The 15,957-nt window shown below is 62.0% G+C and carries 16 protein-coding genes; 5 read left to right on the top strand and 11 right to left on the bottom strand.

What is annotated here, in order from left to right; genetic code table 11:
• Positions 1 to 69 precede the first annotated feature (69 nt).
• The 3 genes from dalD to ACSQ20_RS16140 all read left to right on the top strand — a co-directional run bounded on the left by dalD (position 70) and on the right by ACSQ20_RS16140 (position 4,125).
• A complete protein-coding gene (dalD, locus tag ACSQ20_RS16130; protein ID WP_436021650.1) occupies positions 70 to 1,479 on the top strand; it encodes a D-arabinitol 4-dehydrogenase in 1,410 nt (469 codons plus the stop codon).
• A gap of 113 nt (positions 1,480 to 1,592) precedes the next feature.
• Entirely contained in the window at positions 1,593 to 3,077 is a 1,485-nt protein-coding gene (gene xylB / locus ACSQ20_RS16135) for a xylulokinase (RefSeq protein WP_436021652.1), read from the top strand.
• Between the two features lie 67 nt (positions 3,078 to 3,144).
• Complete coding sequence (locus ACSQ20_RS16140; RefSeq protein WP_436021654.1) at positions 3,145 to 4,125, top strand: sugar-binding transcriptional regulator; 981 nt, start codon at positions 3,145 to 3,147, stop codon at positions 4,123 to 4,125.
• A 30-nt stretch (positions 4,126 to 4,155) separates the two neighbouring features.
• Here ACSQ20_RS16140 and ACSQ20_RS16145 read toward each other — a convergent pair whose 3' ends face one another.
• Positions 4,156 to 5,223 carry a hypothetical protein gene (locus tag ACSQ20_RS16145; RefSeq protein WP_436021656.1) on the bottom strand — a complete coding sequence of 356 codons (1,068 nt, stop codon included), beginning with the start codon at positions 5,221 to 5,223 and terminating at the stop codon, positions 4,156 to 4,158.
• 762 nt (positions 5,224 to 5,985) lie between these two features.
• Complete coding sequence (locus ACSQ20_RS16150) at positions 5,986 to 6,915, bottom strand: alpha/beta hydrolase (RefSeq protein ID WP_436021658.1); 930 nt, start codon at positions 6,913 to 6,915, stop codon at positions 5,986 to 5,988.
• A gap of 85 nt (positions 6,916 to 7,000) precedes the next feature.
• Here ACSQ20_RS16150 and ACSQ20_RS16155 point away from each other — a divergent pair, with 85 nt between their 5' ends.
• Positions 7,001 to 7,396: a MerR family transcriptional regulator gene (locus ACSQ20_RS16155; protein WP_436021660.1), complete on the top strand. Its 396-nt coding sequence runs from the start codon at positions 7,001 to 7,003 to the stop codon at positions 7,394 to 7,396.
• A 7-nt stretch (positions 7,397 to 7,403) separates the two neighbouring features.
• On the opposite strand, the gene ACSQ20_RS16160 is transcribed toward ACSQ20_RS16155, so the two are convergent.
• The 8 genes from ACSQ20_RS16160 to ACSQ20_RS16195 all read right to left on the bottom strand — a co-directional run bounded on the left by ACSQ20_RS16160 (position 7,404) and on the right by ACSQ20_RS16195 (position 14,186).
• Entirely contained in the window at positions 7,404 to 7,688 is a 285-nt protein-coding gene (locus ACSQ20_RS16160; RefSeq protein WP_436021662.1) for a Fis family transcriptional regulator, read from the bottom strand.
• 26 nt (positions 7,689 to 7,714) lie between these two features.
• Positions 7,715 to 8,068 carry a type II toxin-antitoxin system RelE/ParE family toxin gene (locus tag ACSQ20_RS16165; RefSeq protein WP_436021664.1) on the bottom strand — a complete coding sequence of 118 codons (354 nt, stop codon included), beginning with the start codon at positions 8,066 to 8,068 and terminating at the stop codon, positions 7,715 to 7,717.
• 99 nt (positions 8,069 to 8,167) lie between these two features.
• Entirely contained in the window at positions 8,168 to 9,289 is a 1,122-nt protein-coding gene (locus ACSQ20_RS16170) for an ABC transporter ATP-binding protein (protein ID WP_436021666.1), read from the bottom strand.
• Entirely contained in the window at positions 9,277 to 10,074 is a 798-nt protein-coding gene (locus ACSQ20_RS16175) for an HAD family hydrolase (RefSeq protein ID WP_436021668.1), read from the bottom strand. The genes ACSQ20_RS16170 and ACSQ20_RS16175 overlap by 13 nt, the downstream gene beginning before the upstream one ends.
• Positions 10,071 to 10,928 carry a carbohydrate ABC transporter permease gene (locus tag ACSQ20_RS16180; protein ID WP_436021670.1) on the bottom strand — a complete coding sequence of 286 codons (858 nt, stop codon included), beginning with the start codon at positions 10,926 to 10,928 and terminating at the stop codon, positions 10,071 to 10,073. The genes ACSQ20_RS16175 and ACSQ20_RS16180 overlap by 4 nt, the downstream gene beginning before the upstream one ends.
• A complete protein-coding gene (locus ACSQ20_RS16185; protein WP_436021672.1) occupies positions 10,925 to 11,860 on the bottom strand; it encodes a carbohydrate ABC transporter permease in 936 nt (311 codons plus the stop codon). Before ACSQ20_RS16185 ends, ACSQ20_RS16180 begins: the two co-directional genes overlap by 4 nt.
• A gap of 129 nt (positions 11,861 to 11,989) precedes the next feature.
• Positions 11,990 to 13,333 carry an ABC transporter substrate-binding protein gene (locus ACSQ20_RS16190; protein WP_436021674.1) on the bottom strand — a complete coding sequence of 448 codons (1,344 nt, stop codon included), beginning with the start codon at positions 13,331 to 13,333 and terminating at the stop codon, positions 11,990 to 11,992.
• Positions 13,334 to 13,409: 76 nt separating this feature from the next.
• Positions 13,410 to 14,186: an L-iditol 2-dehydrogenase gene (locus tag ACSQ20_RS16195; protein ID WP_436021676.1), complete on the bottom strand. Its 777-nt coding sequence runs from the start codon at positions 14,184 to 14,186 to the stop codon at positions 13,410 to 13,412.
• Between the two features lie 259 nt (positions 14,187 to 14,445).
• Here ACSQ20_RS16195 and ACSQ20_RS16200 point away from each other — a divergent pair, with 259 nt between their 5' ends.
• On the top strand, positions 14,446 to 15,174 hold the full coding sequence (locus tag ACSQ20_RS16200; RefSeq protein ID WP_436021678.1) for a class I SAM-dependent methyltransferase: 729 nt from the start codon (positions 14,446 to 14,448) through the stop codon (positions 15,172 to 15,174).
• A gap of 22 nt (positions 15,175 to 15,196) precedes the next feature.
• Here ACSQ20_RS16200 and ACSQ20_RS16205 read toward each other — a convergent pair whose 3' ends face one another.
• A complete protein-coding gene (locus ACSQ20_RS16205; RefSeq protein WP_436021680.1) occupies positions 15,197 to 15,949 on the bottom strand; it encodes a YoaK family protein in 753 nt (250 codons plus the stop codon).
• Between the last annotated feature and the right edge of the window lie 8 nt (positions 15,950 to 15,957).

Below are 15,957 nucleotides of genomic sequence, written 5' to 3' on the forward strand. Positions count from 1 at the left end.
CAAAAGATCACCCCACTCCCTTTTTAGCGCGGGATAAGTGGCACGATCGTTTTATTCAGGAGACAAGCGATGAACGACGTGCTTGGCGGCGCTTCGAACGTAATTCTGCATCTCGGCGCGGGGTCGTTTCACCGCGCGCATCAGGCCTGGTATCTGCACCGGCTCATCGCGGCGAACGCGCCCGGCGAGGCGCGCTGGTCGCTCACGGTCGGCAACATCCGCGGCGATATGAATGCCGTGCTCGCCGCGCTGCAGGCCCAGCGCGGCGTCTACACGCTCGAAACCGTGACGCCGCAAGGCGAGCGCGCTTACGAGACGATCCGCTCGATTACGCGCGTCGTCCAATGGTCGCCGGCACTCGACGGGCTCGTCGAGGCAGGTGCCGATCCCGCTTGCAAGATCGTTTCGTTCACCGTGACGGAAGGCGGTTACTACCTCGACGAGCACGACCGGCTCGATACGGCGAACCCCGATGTGGCGGCTGACCTGCGTGGCGCGCGCACGACGATCTACGGCGCATTGACCTCCATTCTCGAGGCGCGCCGCGCTCGGAGCGCCGGCCCCGTCACGCTGCAAAGCTGCGATAACTTGCGCAGCAACGGCGAGCGTTTCGAGGCCGGCATGCGCGCGTTTCTCGAATTAAGCGGGCAGACGGCGCTAGCCGTTTGGTTCGATGCGAATGCCACCTGCCCCAATTCGATGGTGGACCGCATCACCCCGCGCCCGACGCCGGAAGTCAGCGCACGCGTGAAGGCCGCAACTGGAGTCGACGATGCCTGCCCAGTGATGGGCGAAGCGTTCATTCAATGGGTCATCGAAGATCGCTTTTGTGCCGGCCGTCCTGCATGGGAGCGCGTCGGCGCCGAGCTCGTCGAATCGGTATTGCCTTACGAGGAAGCGAAAATACGCATTCTGAACGCAAGCCATAGCTGCATCGCCTGGGCCGGCACGCTCGCGGGGCTCAGGTTCATTCACGAGGGCACGGCCGATGCCGACATTCGGCGCTTAGCGCATGCCTATGTCACCGAAGATGTGATTCCTTGTCTGACGCCGAGCCCGCTCGATTTGGCTCGCTACCGCGATGTGGTGCTCGATCGGTTCAGCAATCCTTACATCGAGGACACGAATCAGCGCGTCGCCGCCGATGGCTTCTCGAAAATTCCCGGCTTTATTGCGCCGACGCTCGCCGAATGCTTCGCGCGCGGTGTCGAACCGCAAGCCACGGCCGTACTGCCCGCGCTCTTTTTCCGGTTTATCGAGCGCTGGGCGCGCGGCACGCTGCCCTATGCTTATCAGGACGGTTTGATGGATGAAGCCGCCGTGCACGCCTGGTTCGCCACGCCCGACCCGTTGGCCGCGTTTTGCGCATCGCGCCTGCTGTGGGGCGGGATGGCGGAACAACCGGGGCTGTTGTCGGCGTTGCGGGCTGCGTGTTCGCGCGTGGACGCATGGCTCGCCTCGCGCAGTCCGGGCAGTTAGTACGACCGGCATGGATGAGTCAGCAGGGCTCGCCCGCATTGCCGGACGCGATCGGGCGCGGCTAAAGTAGCGCATTCGCGCTTTTCGACTCCGAATTTCAAAGGCTTTTCGCCATGTATCTCGGCATCGATCTCGGCACTTCCGAAGTCAAGGTTCTCCTTCTGGACGCGAACGGCCGTGTGCTCGGCACAGCCGGTTCGCCGTTTTCGGTATCGCGCCCTCACCCGCGCTGGTCCGAGCAGAACCCTGACGACTGGTGGGACGGCACCTGCCTGGCATTGGCCAAGCTGCGCGAGGCGCATCGCGAAGCCTTCTCGCAAGTGCGCGGCATCGGCCTTTCGGGGCAGATGCACGGTGCGGTGTTGCTCGACGATGCCGACCGCGTGCTGCGCCCGGCCATCCTTTGGAACGATATGCGCAGCGTCGACGAGTGCGACGAACTCACGCGTCGGGCACCGAGGCTGCACCAGATCGCCGGCAATCTCGCGATGCCCGGCTTCACTGCGCCGAAACTGCTCTGGGCCGCACGCTACGAACCCGACCATTTTCGCCGCACGGCTTGCGTGCTGCTGCCGAAGGACTACCTGCGGCTCAAGATGACGGGAGACAAAGTTTCGGACCCGTCCGACGCGGCCGGCACGCTCTGGCTCGATGTCGCGCGTCGCGACTGGTCCGACGAACTGCTCGACGCATGCGATATGCGCCGGGCGCAGATGCCGAGGCTCGCGGAAGGCAGTGCACCGTCAGGGGTACTCAGCCCGCGAGTCGCGCGCGAATGGGGCCTGCCTGATGGCGAGATCATCGTGGCGGCGGGCGGCGGCGACAATGCAACGAGTGCGATCGGCATTGGCGCGACCGAGCCCGGCGATGGGTTCGTGTCGCTCGGCACCTCGGGGGTCCTGTGCGTCGTCGGCGACCGTTTTCTGCCGAACCCGGCGTCGGCGGTTCACGCGTTTTGTCATGCGATTCCCGATCGCTGGCATCAGATGAGCGTCGTGCTGTCCGCCGCCAGTTGCCTGCGCTGGGTCTGCAAGCTCACCAGCACAGACGAGCCGACGCTCGTGGGCGAAGTTGCGAAGCTGCCGCCGGAAGCACTCGCCGACGCTCCGCTTTTTCTGCCTTATTTGTCGGGCGAGCGCACACCGCACAACGACCCGTTCGCCCAGGGCGTATTCTTCGGCATGACGCACGCTACCGATCGCGCGCTGCTCGGCTACGCGGTACTCGAAGGCGTCACGCTCGCGCTTGCCGACGGGCTCGACGCGTTGGCCGCGGCTGGCACGAAGCCCACTGCGCTGTCGCTGCTAGGCGGCGGCGCGCGCAGTGCTTACTGGGCCCAACTGCTCGCCGATGCGTTGGCCACACCAACACGTCAGCACGGCGGCGGGGAAACCGGTGCGGCGTTGGGCGCCGCGCGTTTGGGTTGGTTAGCGGCCGGAGGGAATGCCGCGCAGGCGCTGGCCAAACCGCCTGTGGTCGCGCAATTCGAGCCGAACGCCGAGCGCCATGCGCACTTGCGCGCGCGGCTCGACAGTTATCGTGCGCTTTATCGCCATGTGCGGCCGCTGTTCGATCCTGCGCGGGAACGTCTTGCTTAATTGAAAAGTTGCAAGTTGAAAGTTGAAATTCGAAATTGATTCGCAGTCCTGAATAACCATTACATCTGTGTCCAAATCCAACGATAAACTCGATCTCGCAACACGCGCCGCATGGCTTTACTACGTGGCGGGTGATACGCAAAACGAAATTGCCGAAAAGCTTCAGGTCTCGCGCCCGGTCGCACAGCGGCTCGTCGCGTTTGCGGTTGAGAAGAATTTGATTCGCGTGCGGGTCGAGCATCGCCTGGCCGATTGCCTCACGCTTGCCGCACGCCTTTGCGAACGCTACGGGTTGGCGATGTGCGAAGTGGTGCCCGTCGACGACGACAGCCCCGATGCCGTCGAGCGCAAGCTCGCCGTGGCAGGCGCGCAAGTCATGGAGCGTTACCTGAGCGAAGCGAAGCCGATGATCGTTGCGGTGAGCAGCGGGCGCACGCTCAAAGCGGCGGTCGATCAACTCGGACAGATCGACCGGCCGCAGCATCGGCTCGTTTCGATGGTGGGCGCCATCGCACAAGACGGTTCTTCAAACCGATACGACGTTGCCCTTCATATCTCAGAAAAGACCGGCGGCAAACACTTCCTGCTGCCCGCGCCACTCATTGCCGACAGCGAAGCCGAGCGCGAGCAGTGGTGCAATCATCGGCTTTATCGCATTGTCGAAGGGCTCAGCGCGCGAGCCGACGTGGCGTTTGTCGGCATCGGCGACATCGGGCCGGAATGCCCGCTTCACGTGGACGGCTTCATCACGGCAGCCGAGGTGCAGGAGCTCACGGGGCGAGGTGCGGTTGCCGAAATGTTAGGACTGCCAATCAATGCTGATGGCGAACGCGTCGAATCGCCGACTGGGCGCCGCGTGACGAGCGTGCCGCTCGATGCGCCGCCCACGCGCCCGACGATCGGCTTCGTCGGCGGCCCGCGCAAGCATCGCGCGGTGCTCGCGGCGTTAAAGGGCGGTTGGCTGTCGGGACTCGTGACCGACGAAGCGTGTGCGCGTGCGGCGTTGGGCGAAGAGGTGCGCGAGATGAAGCGGGGGCGCGTGCGCTGAAAGGGAGTGTATCAGCTGCAAAGCCGGATCTCAGGGGACCTGCATCAGCCTATCGAGGTACTGCCTCGATGCCTGCTGGTTATCCGACGGCAGGCCCGTTATCTGATTTCGCAAACCATTGACAAACGATTGACGCTCCGCCAACGGCGTTTGGGCGACCAGAAGAACCAGCGGCGCAAAGCGCTCGTCGCGCAACGTTTCGTCGTCGAGGTGACCGAGCGAATCAATCAACGAATGCAGTTGAGCCGTGCGAACCTCTTTGCTGAGCGCCTTCGATGCCGACAGACGCGTAAGTACATCGTCGAACGCTCGCGTAAACACGCCGGGTGGCAACGCGCTTGGCCGCATCGCGACGAATGCATCCTGGATCGACGCATGCTGGTCAGGCAGCAGCTCGAGGCTGTGAAGCACCATGGCGATCTGAGAACCTGCTGTGCCCGGTGCAAATGTCCCAGCTGCGGACGTTAGGTTGACGAGTGTTTGCGCGCGCAACGCGTTGCCTTGCACCTCGCTTGGAATTCGGCTTTCCAAGCCGCGTTCGTAGGTTCTGGGCAGACCGGCGGCATTCAGTTCGGTAGGTACCTTGTTAGCAGCCGCGAACACGCGCGCGAACCGGTCGACTCGTATGTTGACATCGGACAGACGGGAAACCGCGGTCGCCAAATGCGGGAGCGCGCAAGCTGCAGGCGTGAGCGAGAGCATCGGTGTCAACGCGTCGAGCGTGCGGTCAAAGACAGCTTCGAGTGCATCAGAGTCCATGTTCTCCATGCCCGAAGCGAACGCTTCCAAAGCCTCTGCCTGATACCCCTCACGGCCATTCAATCGCTCGATTTCGTCGAGCAGTTCTTCGGCTTTCTGGCGCTGGATGGGCGCGGGAAGCCTAGGAAGTGCGCGTGCCAACCCCGTCAGCACGTGCCCGTACTGGAAGTCGTTCAGCGAGAATTGGCGCCAGTCGTTGCGCGCCTTTTCTTGATTGTTGAATCCATTGCGCGAAGTCTCGAGCATCTCGCAATAAGCGCTTTCGATATCATCGGGCGGCAATGTTTCGAGTTGTCGCGCCAACACGATGCGTATTTCCGTGTGATGGTAGCCTCTCATGTTCGCGGCTCTGTCGCGCACTGCTACAAACGCTTGATCCCGTCCCTCGCCGATATCTTTGATACGCACGGCCAACGCTTTCAGGATTTGACTGGGCGAACCGTCTCCAGACGTGGAATCGCTAAGGTCGCGTATTGCTCCACGCTCCGCGAGATGCTCAACGTCAATGCCCGACTCCCCCCCGTCGTCGGGACCGAGAATCGCGCGCACGCTCGGAAAATCATTCGCTGAACGCACTTCGTCCCTCAGTCGCAAGCTGAGCTTGTGCTGCGCGTCGCGCATTTTCTCTAAGGCTTTTCGCGCATCCTCCGCTTCTTTCGCTTTTCGCGCGTCTTCCGCTTCGCGCGCCTTTTGCCCCTCCGAGAGCTCCGCCGCGGGTGCTTCAGCCGCGTCTGAGGCACCCACTCTAGACCGTGGGGCCAACCCGCTCAGTGGCGAATTTGTCTGCCGGGCCGAGGGGACGTGTTCGTGTCCGCCCGTGGACGACCGGCGCTGAGCGCGGCCGGGGCCCCACTGACTGGGATGAAGTAGACGTGAAACGCTCGGTCGCATAGCGGCTCGCCCGGTATTGTGATGATTGCTGATGCTAGCCGCGATGACCTAAGCGCATTCGTCGCGCTGCGAAGGCAGCGCTGCGCCAACGAATGCATCGAGGCATTTCGTGCGTCCCAGGCATCCTGTTTCCGATGTCGAACCGCTCCGCGCCCGCCAGCCGTCGAACAAACTTAGGACTACCAACTAATAGAACGGCTAATCGTATTACTACCTCCCGAATCTATCCCGCAGCACGCTCGTCGCGTCGTTCAACGCACGCTTACTATCGTCGAACGGCCATCGCACGAAATCATGAATCATTCCGTCATATCTTTTCACCGTCGCATCCACGCCGGCCTCGCGAAGCCGCTCACCGTATTGCTCGCCTTCGTCCCGGAGCGCGTCGTATTCGGCGGTGATGATGAGCGCCGCCGGCAAACGCGCGAGTTCGGGAGCAAGCAGCGGCGACACGAGCGGATCAAGCTTCTGATCCTCGTTGTTCAGATAGTTGTCCATGAACCATCCTTGCGTGGCGCGGCTGATATTGCCGTATTCGCCCGCAAACTCCCTAATCGATCGATTCGACCGCCTGAAATCGAGATCGGGATAAATCAACAATTGAAACAAGATCGCAGGGCCACTGGCATCGCGCGCACGCAACGCTACCCCCGCCGCCAGATTTCCACCCGCACTGTCCCCGCAGACGGCAAGCTTTGCCGCATCCCCGCCGAACGTCGGCGCATGTTCGGCCACCCATCGCACGGCAGCATAGGCGGCATTCGGCGCTGCGGGGTATTTGTGCTCGGGTGCCAACGGATAATCGACCGCAACAACCACGCTGCCCGCTCCATTCGCAAGCGCCCGCGCGAGGCCGTCATGCGTGTCGAGATCGCCGAGCACAAAGCCGCCGCCGTGAAAGAAGACGATGACGGGCCGAAGTTCGCCTGGTGCCGGATGATAAATGCGCACGCGCATTTCGCCCGCGTCGGTATGGGCGACGCGATCCTGCACGCTTGCAACGGCCGCCGGTTCGCCGAAGCTTTGCGACATGCGTCGCATGCCTTCGCGGACTCGCGCAAGCGGGAGGGTGTGCAGCTCGGCGAAGCTCGTCGCGGCGAGGCGCTCGAGGTGAGTCTGTACTTGAAGATGCAATGGCATGGCAAACGCTCCTTGATTGAACCGGATCAACCGGCATCTGCGAGAATGCAACTTGAAGCACAGTTCAAGTCAAGGGAGAACCGCCATGCTGCTCGATATCGCAGAAGTCGCCCGGCAATCGGGCCTCGCTCCATCAGCGCTTCGCTTCTATGAGAAGCGCAAACTGATCGTGTCGCGTGGCCGAAATGGTTTGCGTCGCACGTTCGACGCCGACGTCATCAGCCGGCTGGCGCTTATCACGTGCGCCAGATCGGCGGGTTTTACGCTCACGCAGATCGGACGGTTTCTCGCAACCCGACCGGGCGACACCGATCTGCGTGCGCGCATGGCCGAGCGGGCGAAGACGCTTGACGAGGAAATCGAGCGGCTCACGCGCATGCGCGATGGCCTGAGGCACGCGGCAAGATGCAAGCACGACCCGCTCGTGGAGTGCCCGAAGTTCAAGGCGTTTTTTGGCGAACCGGCGCGTAAGCGGGCTTAGGCAGGGCTTAGGCAGCCAACTCGAAGCGAAATGTCTTGCCGAGTGCAGCAGCTGCGCTAGCTAAGGTGGTCAGCGTCAGGCTGGTATCCGTTTCATCGAGCAGACGGTTAAGCGCCGCTCGACTGGTCTTCATCCGGGTTGCCATCGCCGTTTTGGAAAGATGCTGCGCCTTCATTTCCTGCTCGATCTGCCAAGCGATCACACGCTTCATGGCCGTGGCAGTGACTTCTTCGAGCATTGCCTCTTCGGCGAGGAAGTCATCGAAATTTCCGCCAATGTGCTTGTTTGCCATGATGTGCGACTCCGTTCGCAATAAACTTAGGCCCGCGAGATCTGGCGCAGTCGTTCCTTCGCCAGATCCAAATCCCCTAGCGGCGTGTCCTGCGATTTCTTGATGAAGCCGTGCAGCAGAACCATGTCATCGCCCACGACCGTAAACAGGACACGCGCGATCCGCCGGTGAAGATGGATTCGTATCTCCCATAGACCCCTTGCCATCTTCCGCACAAGCGGCATACCAAGAGGCCAGCCAATCTGGACCGTCTTGACGTCCTGGCCGATCGTCTTCCGATCCTGCGCCTCCAGCTCGTTGAGCCATTCGCGGACAGGTTCGTTATCGGTCGCCGTTCGGAAAAAGCGGACGCTGAGGACAATCTCGATGGATCGGACCATTCAGTGTTGCGGGATTTAGGATAGCGTGATCGTACCAAATTTGGTACGCCATTGCAAGCATTTGTGCCGCTCGCCAGCGCAACCCGCCTGATCTCGGCATCAAGCCGCCGACAACAGCTCCGTCATCTTGCGCTCGAACGCCGCGCCCGCTTGATCGAACAGATGGCAATGCCCGGGCTCGGCGCCGAGCTTTAACGGCTCGCCTCGCTGATGGCGCTCGAGCGGGGGAATGCGCGCAATCAGGCCCTCGGCCGCAACCGGCGAGTTGGCATAAAGGTAAGCCGCATCGCCAAGAGACTCCACGGTCATCACGCTCGCGGCTACCCCGTACTCGCTGCCCCCAGGCGGCAGCGCACGCAAATGCTCCGGCCGGATGCCGACCGTCACCAGTTCGCCCGCGCGCAAAGCGCCCGGCTCGACCGCCACCAATTGCGTCTCGTCCGTTTCATAACGTACGAGCACACCATCGGCCCCTGTACGATCGACGACACCCGCGAGAAAATTCATCTTCGGCGAGCCGATGAAGCCCGCCACGAAGCGATTGGCCGGCGCATGATACAAACGGTTAGGACTCCCAACTTGTTCGACATTGCCGGCCGACATCACGACGATCTTGTCCGCGAGCGTCATCGCTTCAACCTGATCGTGCGTCACGTAAATCATCGTCGTGGCGAGTTCATCATGCAGCCGCGCGAATTCAAGCCGCATCTTCACACGCAGTGCGGCATCGAGATTCGACAACGGCTCGTCGAACAAAAATACCTTCGGCTTTCGCGTGATCGCGCGCCCGATCGCCACGCGCTGGCGCTGACCGCCCGAGAGCTGCTTGGGCTTGCGATCGAGCAGATGGTCGATATGCAGAATCTTCGCGGCGTTGCGCACCGCGTCATCAATCTCGGGCTTTTTTGCACCGGCCAGCTTGAGGCCGAACGCCATGTTGTCGTAGAGCGACATGTGCGGATAAAGCGCGTAAGACTGAAACACCATCGCAATGCCACGCTTGGCCGGCGGCACTTCGTTCACGCGCTTGCCATCGATGGCAAGCTCGCCGCCGCTGATGTCCTCGAGGCCCGCGATCATGCGCAGCAGCGTCGATTTTCCGCACCCGCTCGGCCCGACGAAAACGACGAATTCGCCGTCGGCGATGTCGAGGTTCACGTTACGCAGCACTTCGTTGTCGTCGTACTGCTTCGCAATACCGCGCAGCGTTACGCTTGCCATGATTCGTCTCCTTTGCTATTCGTTGATGCCCGCACCGGGTCGCTCCCGGGGTCGGCATCGCCATCGGCATCGAGCCATCGGTCGACGAGCGCCGGTAAGCGGCGCATATCGTCGAAGACCTGCCACGCGCCGGCCGCCTTCAGCGCTTCGAGTTGGCTCGCACTCGCGTGCGCGCCGCCGACGAAGCCCAGCACGCGCATGCCCGCGGCACTGGCCGCTGCCACGCCGGCCACGCTGTCCTCGACGACTAGGCACGCCTGCGGCGCCACGCCAAGCGTGTCGCCCGCTGCCAGATAGACATCGGGCGCCGGCTTCGGCCGCGCGACACGGTCGGCACAAAAGAGCCGCGCGCCAAAAAAGCGTCCGAGGCCCGTTCGGGCCAGCACCGCCTCGACATAACTCGTATAGCTGTTGCTCGCGCAAGCCTTCGTCAAGGCGATTTGCGCAAGTGCCGCCTCGACGCCCTCGACCACGGGCGCATCGCGCGCCGCTGCCTCGACGGTGCGACGAATGGCTTCGATCTCGTCCGATGCGAGCGTTTTGCCGAGCACTGCGGCGGCATCCCCGAGTACGCGCTCGATGCGCAAGCCGAGCAGCGGTACGACGACGGGCTCGACATCCACGCCGGGCCAGCGCACGCTCAACTCTTGAACGAGCATGCTCCCCGCCACCGCTTCACTGTCGATCAGCACGCCATCGCAATCGCAAATCAGCACGCGCTCGGCTCGGACGTTGGACGATTCGGACAATGGCGACAATCCCTTCGATCCCGTCGCGCCCGTCATTTGACCGCTCCGAACGTCAGCCCCCGCACAAGCTGCTTTTGCGATAACCAGCCAACCAGCAAAATCGGCGCGACGGCAAGCAGCGATGCCGCCGACAGCTTCGCCCAGAACAGGCCCTCGGGGCTCGAATACGAGGCGATGAAAACGGTGAGCGGCGCCGCGTGCGAGCTTGATAAGTTGATGCTCCAAAACGCCTCGTTCCACGAGAGAATCACGAGCAGCAGTGCTGTTGAAGCCAAGCCCGGCAATGCCATCGGCGTGAGCAAATAGACGATCTCCTGCCAGGTGGCAGCACCGTCGATGCGCCCCGCCTCGAGAATGTCGCGTGGAATTTCGTTGAAGTAAGTGAAGGCCATCCATACCGCAATGGGCAAATTCATCAACGCATAAACGATGATGAGGCCCCACACGGTATCAAGCAGTCCTATGTTTTTCCATAACAAGTAAATGGGCACCAGCACGCCGACCGAGGGCATCATCTTCGTGGACAGCATCCACAGCAACAGCTTTTGCGTACGACGCGTCGGGAAAAAAGCCATCGTATACGCGGCAGGCACAGCGAGCGCCAAACACAACAGCGTCACACCGGCCGAGATCAAAATGGAATTGCGCGCGAACGCGAAATAGTCGCTGCGTGCGAAGACTTCACGAAAACTGTCGAGCGTTGGCGAAAAGATCAGCGAGGACGCATAGGCATCGCGCTCGGTCTTGAATGCCGTGATGCTCATCCAGAAGATCGGAAAAAAAAGCGCGAGCGCGATTAGCCATGCGAGCGCGGCCGGCACAGCACGCTTGAGCGCACGCGTGATGGTCCCGCTAATAGCCCGCTCGGCAGGTAACGTCGGATGGCTCATTTTTCGTACTCCCCTTTCAGGTTCTTCGCGAGCATGCGTACGAGGAAGAACGCAACGATATTCGCAAGCACCACCGCCAAGATGCCACCCGCGGAAGCCAAGCCGACATCGAACTGCTGCAGGCCCAACGCGTAGATCAGATACGACAGGTTCGTCGTGGCGTTGCCTGGGCCGCCCGATGTCGTCGTATAGATTTCGGCGAAGATCGACAGCAAGAAGATTGTCTCCATCATGACGACAACCGCAATCGCGCGCCTCAAGTGCGGCAAAGTGATGTAAAAGAACATCGCGATCGGGCCGGCACCGTCGATACGCGCGGCCTCCTTTTGCTCCTCGTCGAGCGACTGGATGGCGGTGAACAGAATCAGGAACGCGAACGGCAGCCATTGCCAAGCCACGATGACGATGATGGCTGCGAGCGGATAAGTGGCGAACCAATCGATCGGCCGCATGCCCATCGCACGCATCGCATCGGCCACGAGACCGTAGACCGGGTGCAGCATCATGTTCTTCCAGATCAGCGCGCTCACGGTCGGCATCACGAAAAACGGCGCGATGGCGAACAGCCGCGCAATGCCCTGGCCGATGAACTTGCGATCGAACAGAATCGCCATCAGCACGCCGCCCACGACGGTGATGATCAGCACCGAGCCGATCAGCTCGAGCGTGTTGACGATCGACGGCGTGAACGCCGGGTCGCTCAGCAAATAGCGGTAATTGTCGAGCCCGGCAAAGCCCTTCGCGTCGGGATTCAACAAGTTGTAGTGCGAAAGCGAGTACCAGATCGTCATCGCGAGCGGTATCGCCATCCACAGCACGAGCACCACGACCGAAGGCGCCGCGAGCCAGCGTGTCGACACGGCCCGTCGCGCGGTACCCGGCGCATCGGCCGGCGTATCGGCGGACGTTAGCGGAAGGGGAACATGTCGCATGATCGTAGCGGCCTCCTGATCCAGGCTGATTGCCTCGACGCCGGTGCGCGCATACCACGCGGCCCCGGTTTCGTGGCGATGCGCATACGCGCATCGCCCTTGCTTTGACACTTACTTAGTAGTGCTTACTTATTTCTGATAGCCCGCTTGGCGCACGGCGCGTTGGGCCGCCGCGTTGCCGGCCGCAAGCGCCTGATCGACGCTCATCTGCCCGGCAAGTGCCCCCGAGATGCTCTGACCGACGACGGTCCCGAACGATTGAAATTCAGGAATGCCAACGAATTGCACCCCCGTGTAGGGCACGGGCTTCGCGCTCGGCTTGGACGGGTCAGCCGTTTCGATCGCCTTCAATACGAACGCGGAGAACGGCGCGGCTTGCTGATAGTCGGCGTTCTTGTAGGTCGATTGACGCGTGCCCGGCGGCACCGACGCCCAGCCTTCGTCCTTCGCCACGAGATTGATGTAGTCCTTGCTCGTTGCCCACGTGATGAACTTCTTCGCGGCGTCTTGCTGCTTCGACGATTTCGGAATCGCGAGCGCCCACGACCAAAGCCAATGCGAGCCGTTCGGCGTGGCCTGCACGGGGGCCGCGGCGAAGCCAATCTTGTCCGCCACCTGCGACTGCTTCTTGTTATAGAGCATGCCGGCTGCCACGGTGGCATCGATCCACATCGCGCACTTGCCCGACGACATCAACGTGAGGTTCTCGTTAAAGCCGTTCGAACTCGCGCCGGGGGGGCCGTCTTTCTTCAACAGATCGACATAGAACGTCACGGCCTTCTTCCACTCCGGCGTGGTGAGCTGCGCATTCCACTTCTCGTCGAACCAGCGTCCGCCGTAGGTGTTAACCAGCGTCGTCACGTACGCCATGTTCTCGCCCCAACCGGCCTTGCCGCGCAAGCAGATGCCATAGACGCCGTTGGCCTTGTCGGTGAGCTTGTCGGCGAATTGCGCGATCTGCGCGTAGGTTGGCTGGTCAGGCATCTTGAGGCCCTTCGCCGCGAACAAATCCTTGCGGTAATAGGTCATCGAGCTTTCGACATAAAACGGCAGCGCATAGAGCGTGCCGTTATATGACAAGCCCTCGCGCGCGCTCTTCACCACATCGTCGAGATCGTAATTGGCCGGCAGGTTCGTCATCGGCGTGATCCAGCCGCGCTTGCCCCACTGCGGCGCTTCATACGTGCCGATCATCATCACGTCGAATTGGCCGCTGTTGGTCGCGATGTCGGTCGTTGCGCGCTGACGCAGCACGTTTTCCTCGAGCACGACCCAGTTCAGCTTGATGTCGGGGTTCGCTTGCTCGAACGCGGGCGAGAGCTTCTTGAGCTCGATCATGTCGGGATTGTTCAGCGTGGCGACGGTGACCGTGGCCGCCGATGCAGTGCTCGCGCCCGCCGCCGCAAAGGCGAGTGCCGCAGCCGCAAACGCCTGCCGCGCGACGCGGCGGCTGGGATCGAAAGTGGATTGCATCGCTTCGTCTCCTTCTCTTTTATGTGGTGAAGAACTGCGGTTGTGCGGCCGCCAAATGCCGCATGGAAAAAGCGCGCTAACTCATCCAGTTGCCGCCGTCGACATTCAGCGTTTGCGCGGTGATGTAGTCGGCGTCCGATGACGCCAGAAAGAGCGCTGCGCCCGTTAAATCGGCCGGCAGCCCCATCCGGCCGAGCGGCACCGCTTGCCCGACCAGACGCTTTTTTTCGCCGAGCGGGCGATGCTCGTAGCGCGCGAAGAGCGCGTCGACGTGCTCCCACATCGGCGTATCGATGACGCCCGGTGCAATGCCGTTGACGTTGATTCGGTGCGGCGCAAGTGCCAGTGCCGCCGATTGCGTATAGCTGAGCACGGCCGCTTTCGTCGCGCAGTAGTGCGCAACAAGTGCTTCGCCGCGGCGCCCGGCCTGCGACGACATGTTGATGATCTTGCCACCCTCGTTTTGATCGACCATGCGCTGCGCCACGGCCTGCATCAGGAAGAACATGCCCTTTACATTGACGGCGAAAAGGTGATCGAAGACGTCCCACGATTCGTCGAGCAACGGACGCATGTCAAAGATGGCAGCGTTGTTGAACAGCACGTCGATGCGGCCGAAATGATCGACCGCCGAGGTGACGATTCGAGCAATATCGTCCCGGCGCGTGATATCGGCCGTGACGACATGCACGCGCTCGGCATAGCGCTCGACCAGCGGCTGCGCAAACGCGTGAGCCGGCTTCACGTCGACTAGCACGCAGCGCGCGCCCTCATCCAAGTAGCGTCGCGCGACCGCCTCGCCGATGCCGCTCGCAGCGCCGGTGAGAATCGCCACCTTGTCGTGCAATTTCACGAACCGTCTCCGTTGGGGGTGAATTGACCCGTTTTTTGTGCGGCGGGCTATCGCTCATCTAACGAGCAATTGCTCACGCGGTGATCGAATGATCGGATACGCGTTCGGGACTGTCAAGGGCGACGTTCGGGTTTCGATGGTGCATTGCGAAAAGCGGGTGCATGCATTGATCGATGGCGTCCGACGGTTCGTCCGCCGTTATGTGGCTTCGGTCCGCCCGCCAAAGCGCTGCTCTTGCGTGCTACAAGTAGGTTCCAGCGTGGAATTCAAGATTAGGACCGTGGTCTCAGGCATTCATAACTGCGGGGCCTTCCCGCCGCCCGACAAAGGCGGGCAAAACGACGACCCGGTCGTTTCGCGGACAGCGCCTTCCAATAGATTCACTGATGCACGTTTCGAAGACCTGCCGCCCAGGCCCAAGCGTTCGGCTGCGATCGGCGCGCCGATACAGCATCTCCCGCCAGAGGAATACATCGTCACCAACCGGGGCAGCGAAGTGCTGTTTGGCCCCTACGGTGTGTATCCTTCCGACCTTCTGGAGCAGTTGCGCCCCGGCATGAACGTGCTCGACGTCGGCTGCGGGGGCGGGCAACTTGTGCAGGAACTGCGCGGCAAAGGCGTCCATTCAATAGGCGTCGACCCGGCAGGGGCATTTCCGAAAGCCGATTATCTTCTCGCAAACACGCTTCACGAAGCTGCCGCCGCACTCTCACCGCACTGCTTCGACCGCATCTTGTGCGCGTGGAGCGTCTTTTCGTACTATGGCGAGTCGCAGGAGTTTCTGACCGATGTCTTGAAGGTGATGGAGGGCTTGCTCGCGAACGACGGCCGAATACATCTTGGCGCCGTACTCGACGCGGACTTGCTTGGCGACATACTACTGAGACAATTCCCGAGGCTGATCAAGGTCGCCGAGGTCAAGACGGGTGAACCGTACGGATGGGATCGCGCCTACATTGAGCTTGCGAGGACGCAAGGGCCGCAGTGACCCCCGCCAACTTTCGCCGACCCTACTGCTGCCCGAGCACGTCGTCCATCAGCGGCACCACGGCGAGCGCGAGGAGGACTGTCGCAAGCAGCAGCGTCGAGACGAAGCCGAGATGCTTGAAGCCGATTGCACCCGCGAGCCCGCCGCCGAGGAACGCGGCAAGCAGCGAAGCCAGCAGCACGAGCCGTTGTCTGTCGCAACGCACGAACGCCGCATCGCGCATCGGCCCGCTACGGGGGCCATTCCAGTAAAAAAGTTTGCCGAGTTCGATGCCGAGATCGGTGACGAGCCCCGTGACGTGCGTCGTGCGGATTTCCGCCTTCGATATTTTCGTGATCATCGCGTTTTGCAGCCCCATCACGAAGCACAGCAACGCAACGGTGGCAGGCACGAAGAGCACACGATGCGCTTCGAGGTTCGAGCCGAGCAGCCCGAAGCACAGCAAAAGCCCGGCTTCCACCATCAGCGGCATCGCATACAAACTGCGCAGGCCGCTACGCCGGCCCCAATTGATCAGAATCGCCGACGTGGCGGCGCCGCAGAGAAACGACAAAAGCGAGGCCACGCAACTCGCCGCCACGCTGAGACCGCCGAGCGCCAGGTTGTCGGCCAGTGACGAAACGATCCCTGACATGTGCGAGGTGTACTGCCCGACAGCCAGAAACCCGCCTGCATTGGCAGCTCCCCCGACAAACGCAAGCCACCGCCCAAGCCGGCGATTGGCCTCGTCGGTGCGCTCGACCTTGGTGAACCCGCGAAGGTAGTGGATGGGCATTGCTAAGC

The sequence above is a fragment of the Trinickia sp. LjRoot230 genome (assembly GCF_964253315.1).
GTDB lineage: Bacteria > Pseudomonadota > Gammaproteobacteria > Burkholderiales > Burkholderiaceae > Trinickia.

What these genes read in the sequence shown, in the direction of transcription:
- dalD (WP_436021650.1), top strand. Translation starts at nt 70, where the DNA reads ATGAACGACGTGCTTGGCGGCGCTTCGAACGTAATTCTGCATCTCGGC.
- xylB (WP_436021652.1), top strand. Translation starts at nt 1,593, where the DNA reads ATGTATCTCGGCATCGATCTCGGCACTTCCGAAGTCAAGGTTCTCCTT.
- ACSQ20_RS16145 (WP_436021656.1), bottom strand. Translation starts at nt 5,223, where the DNA reads ATGAGAGGCTACCATCACACGGAAATACGCATCGTGTTGGCGCGACAA.
- ACSQ20_RS16150 (WP_436021658.1), bottom strand. Translation starts at nt 6,915, where the DNA reads ATGCCATTGCATCTTCAAGTACAGACTCACCTCGAGCGCCTCGCCGCG.
- ACSQ20_RS16155 (WP_436021660.1), top strand. Translation starts at nt 7,001, where the DNA reads ATGCTGCTCGATATCGCAGAAGTCGCCCGGCAATCGGGCCTCGCTCCA.
- ACSQ20_RS16160 (WP_436021662.1), bottom strand. Translation starts at nt 7,688, where the DNA reads ATGGCAAACAAGCACATTGGCGGAAATTTCGATGACTTCCTCGCCGAA.
- ACSQ20_RS16165 (WP_436021664.1), bottom strand. Translation starts at nt 8,068, where the DNA reads ATGGTCCGATCCATCGAGATTGTCCTCAGCGTCCGCTTTTTCCGAACG.
- ACSQ20_RS16170 (WP_436021666.1), bottom strand. Translation starts at nt 9,289, where the DNA reads ATGGCAAGCGTAACGCTGCGCGGTATTGCGAAGCAGTACGACGACAAC.
- ACSQ20_RS16175 (WP_436021668.1), bottom strand. Translation starts at nt 10,074, where the DNA reads ATGACGGGCGCGACGGGATCGAAGGGATTGTCGCCATTGTCCGAATCG.
- ACSQ20_RS16180 (WP_436021670.1), bottom strand. Translation starts at nt 10,928, where the DNA reads ATGAGCCATCCGACGTTACCTGCCGAGCGGGCTATTAGCGGGACCATC.
- ACSQ20_RS16185 (WP_436021672.1), bottom strand. Translation starts at nt 11,860, where the DNA reads ATGCGACATGTTCCCCTTCCGCTAACGTCCGCCGATACGCCGGCCGAT.
- ACSQ20_RS16190 (WP_436021674.1), bottom strand. Translation starts at nt 13,333, where the DNA reads ATGCAATCCACTTTCGATCCCAGCCGCCGCGTCGCGCGGCAGGCGTTT.
- ACSQ20_RS16205 (WP_436021680.1), bottom strand. Translation starts at nt 15,949, where the DNA reads ATGCCCATCCACTACCTTCGCGGGTTCACCAAGGTCGAGCGCACCGAC.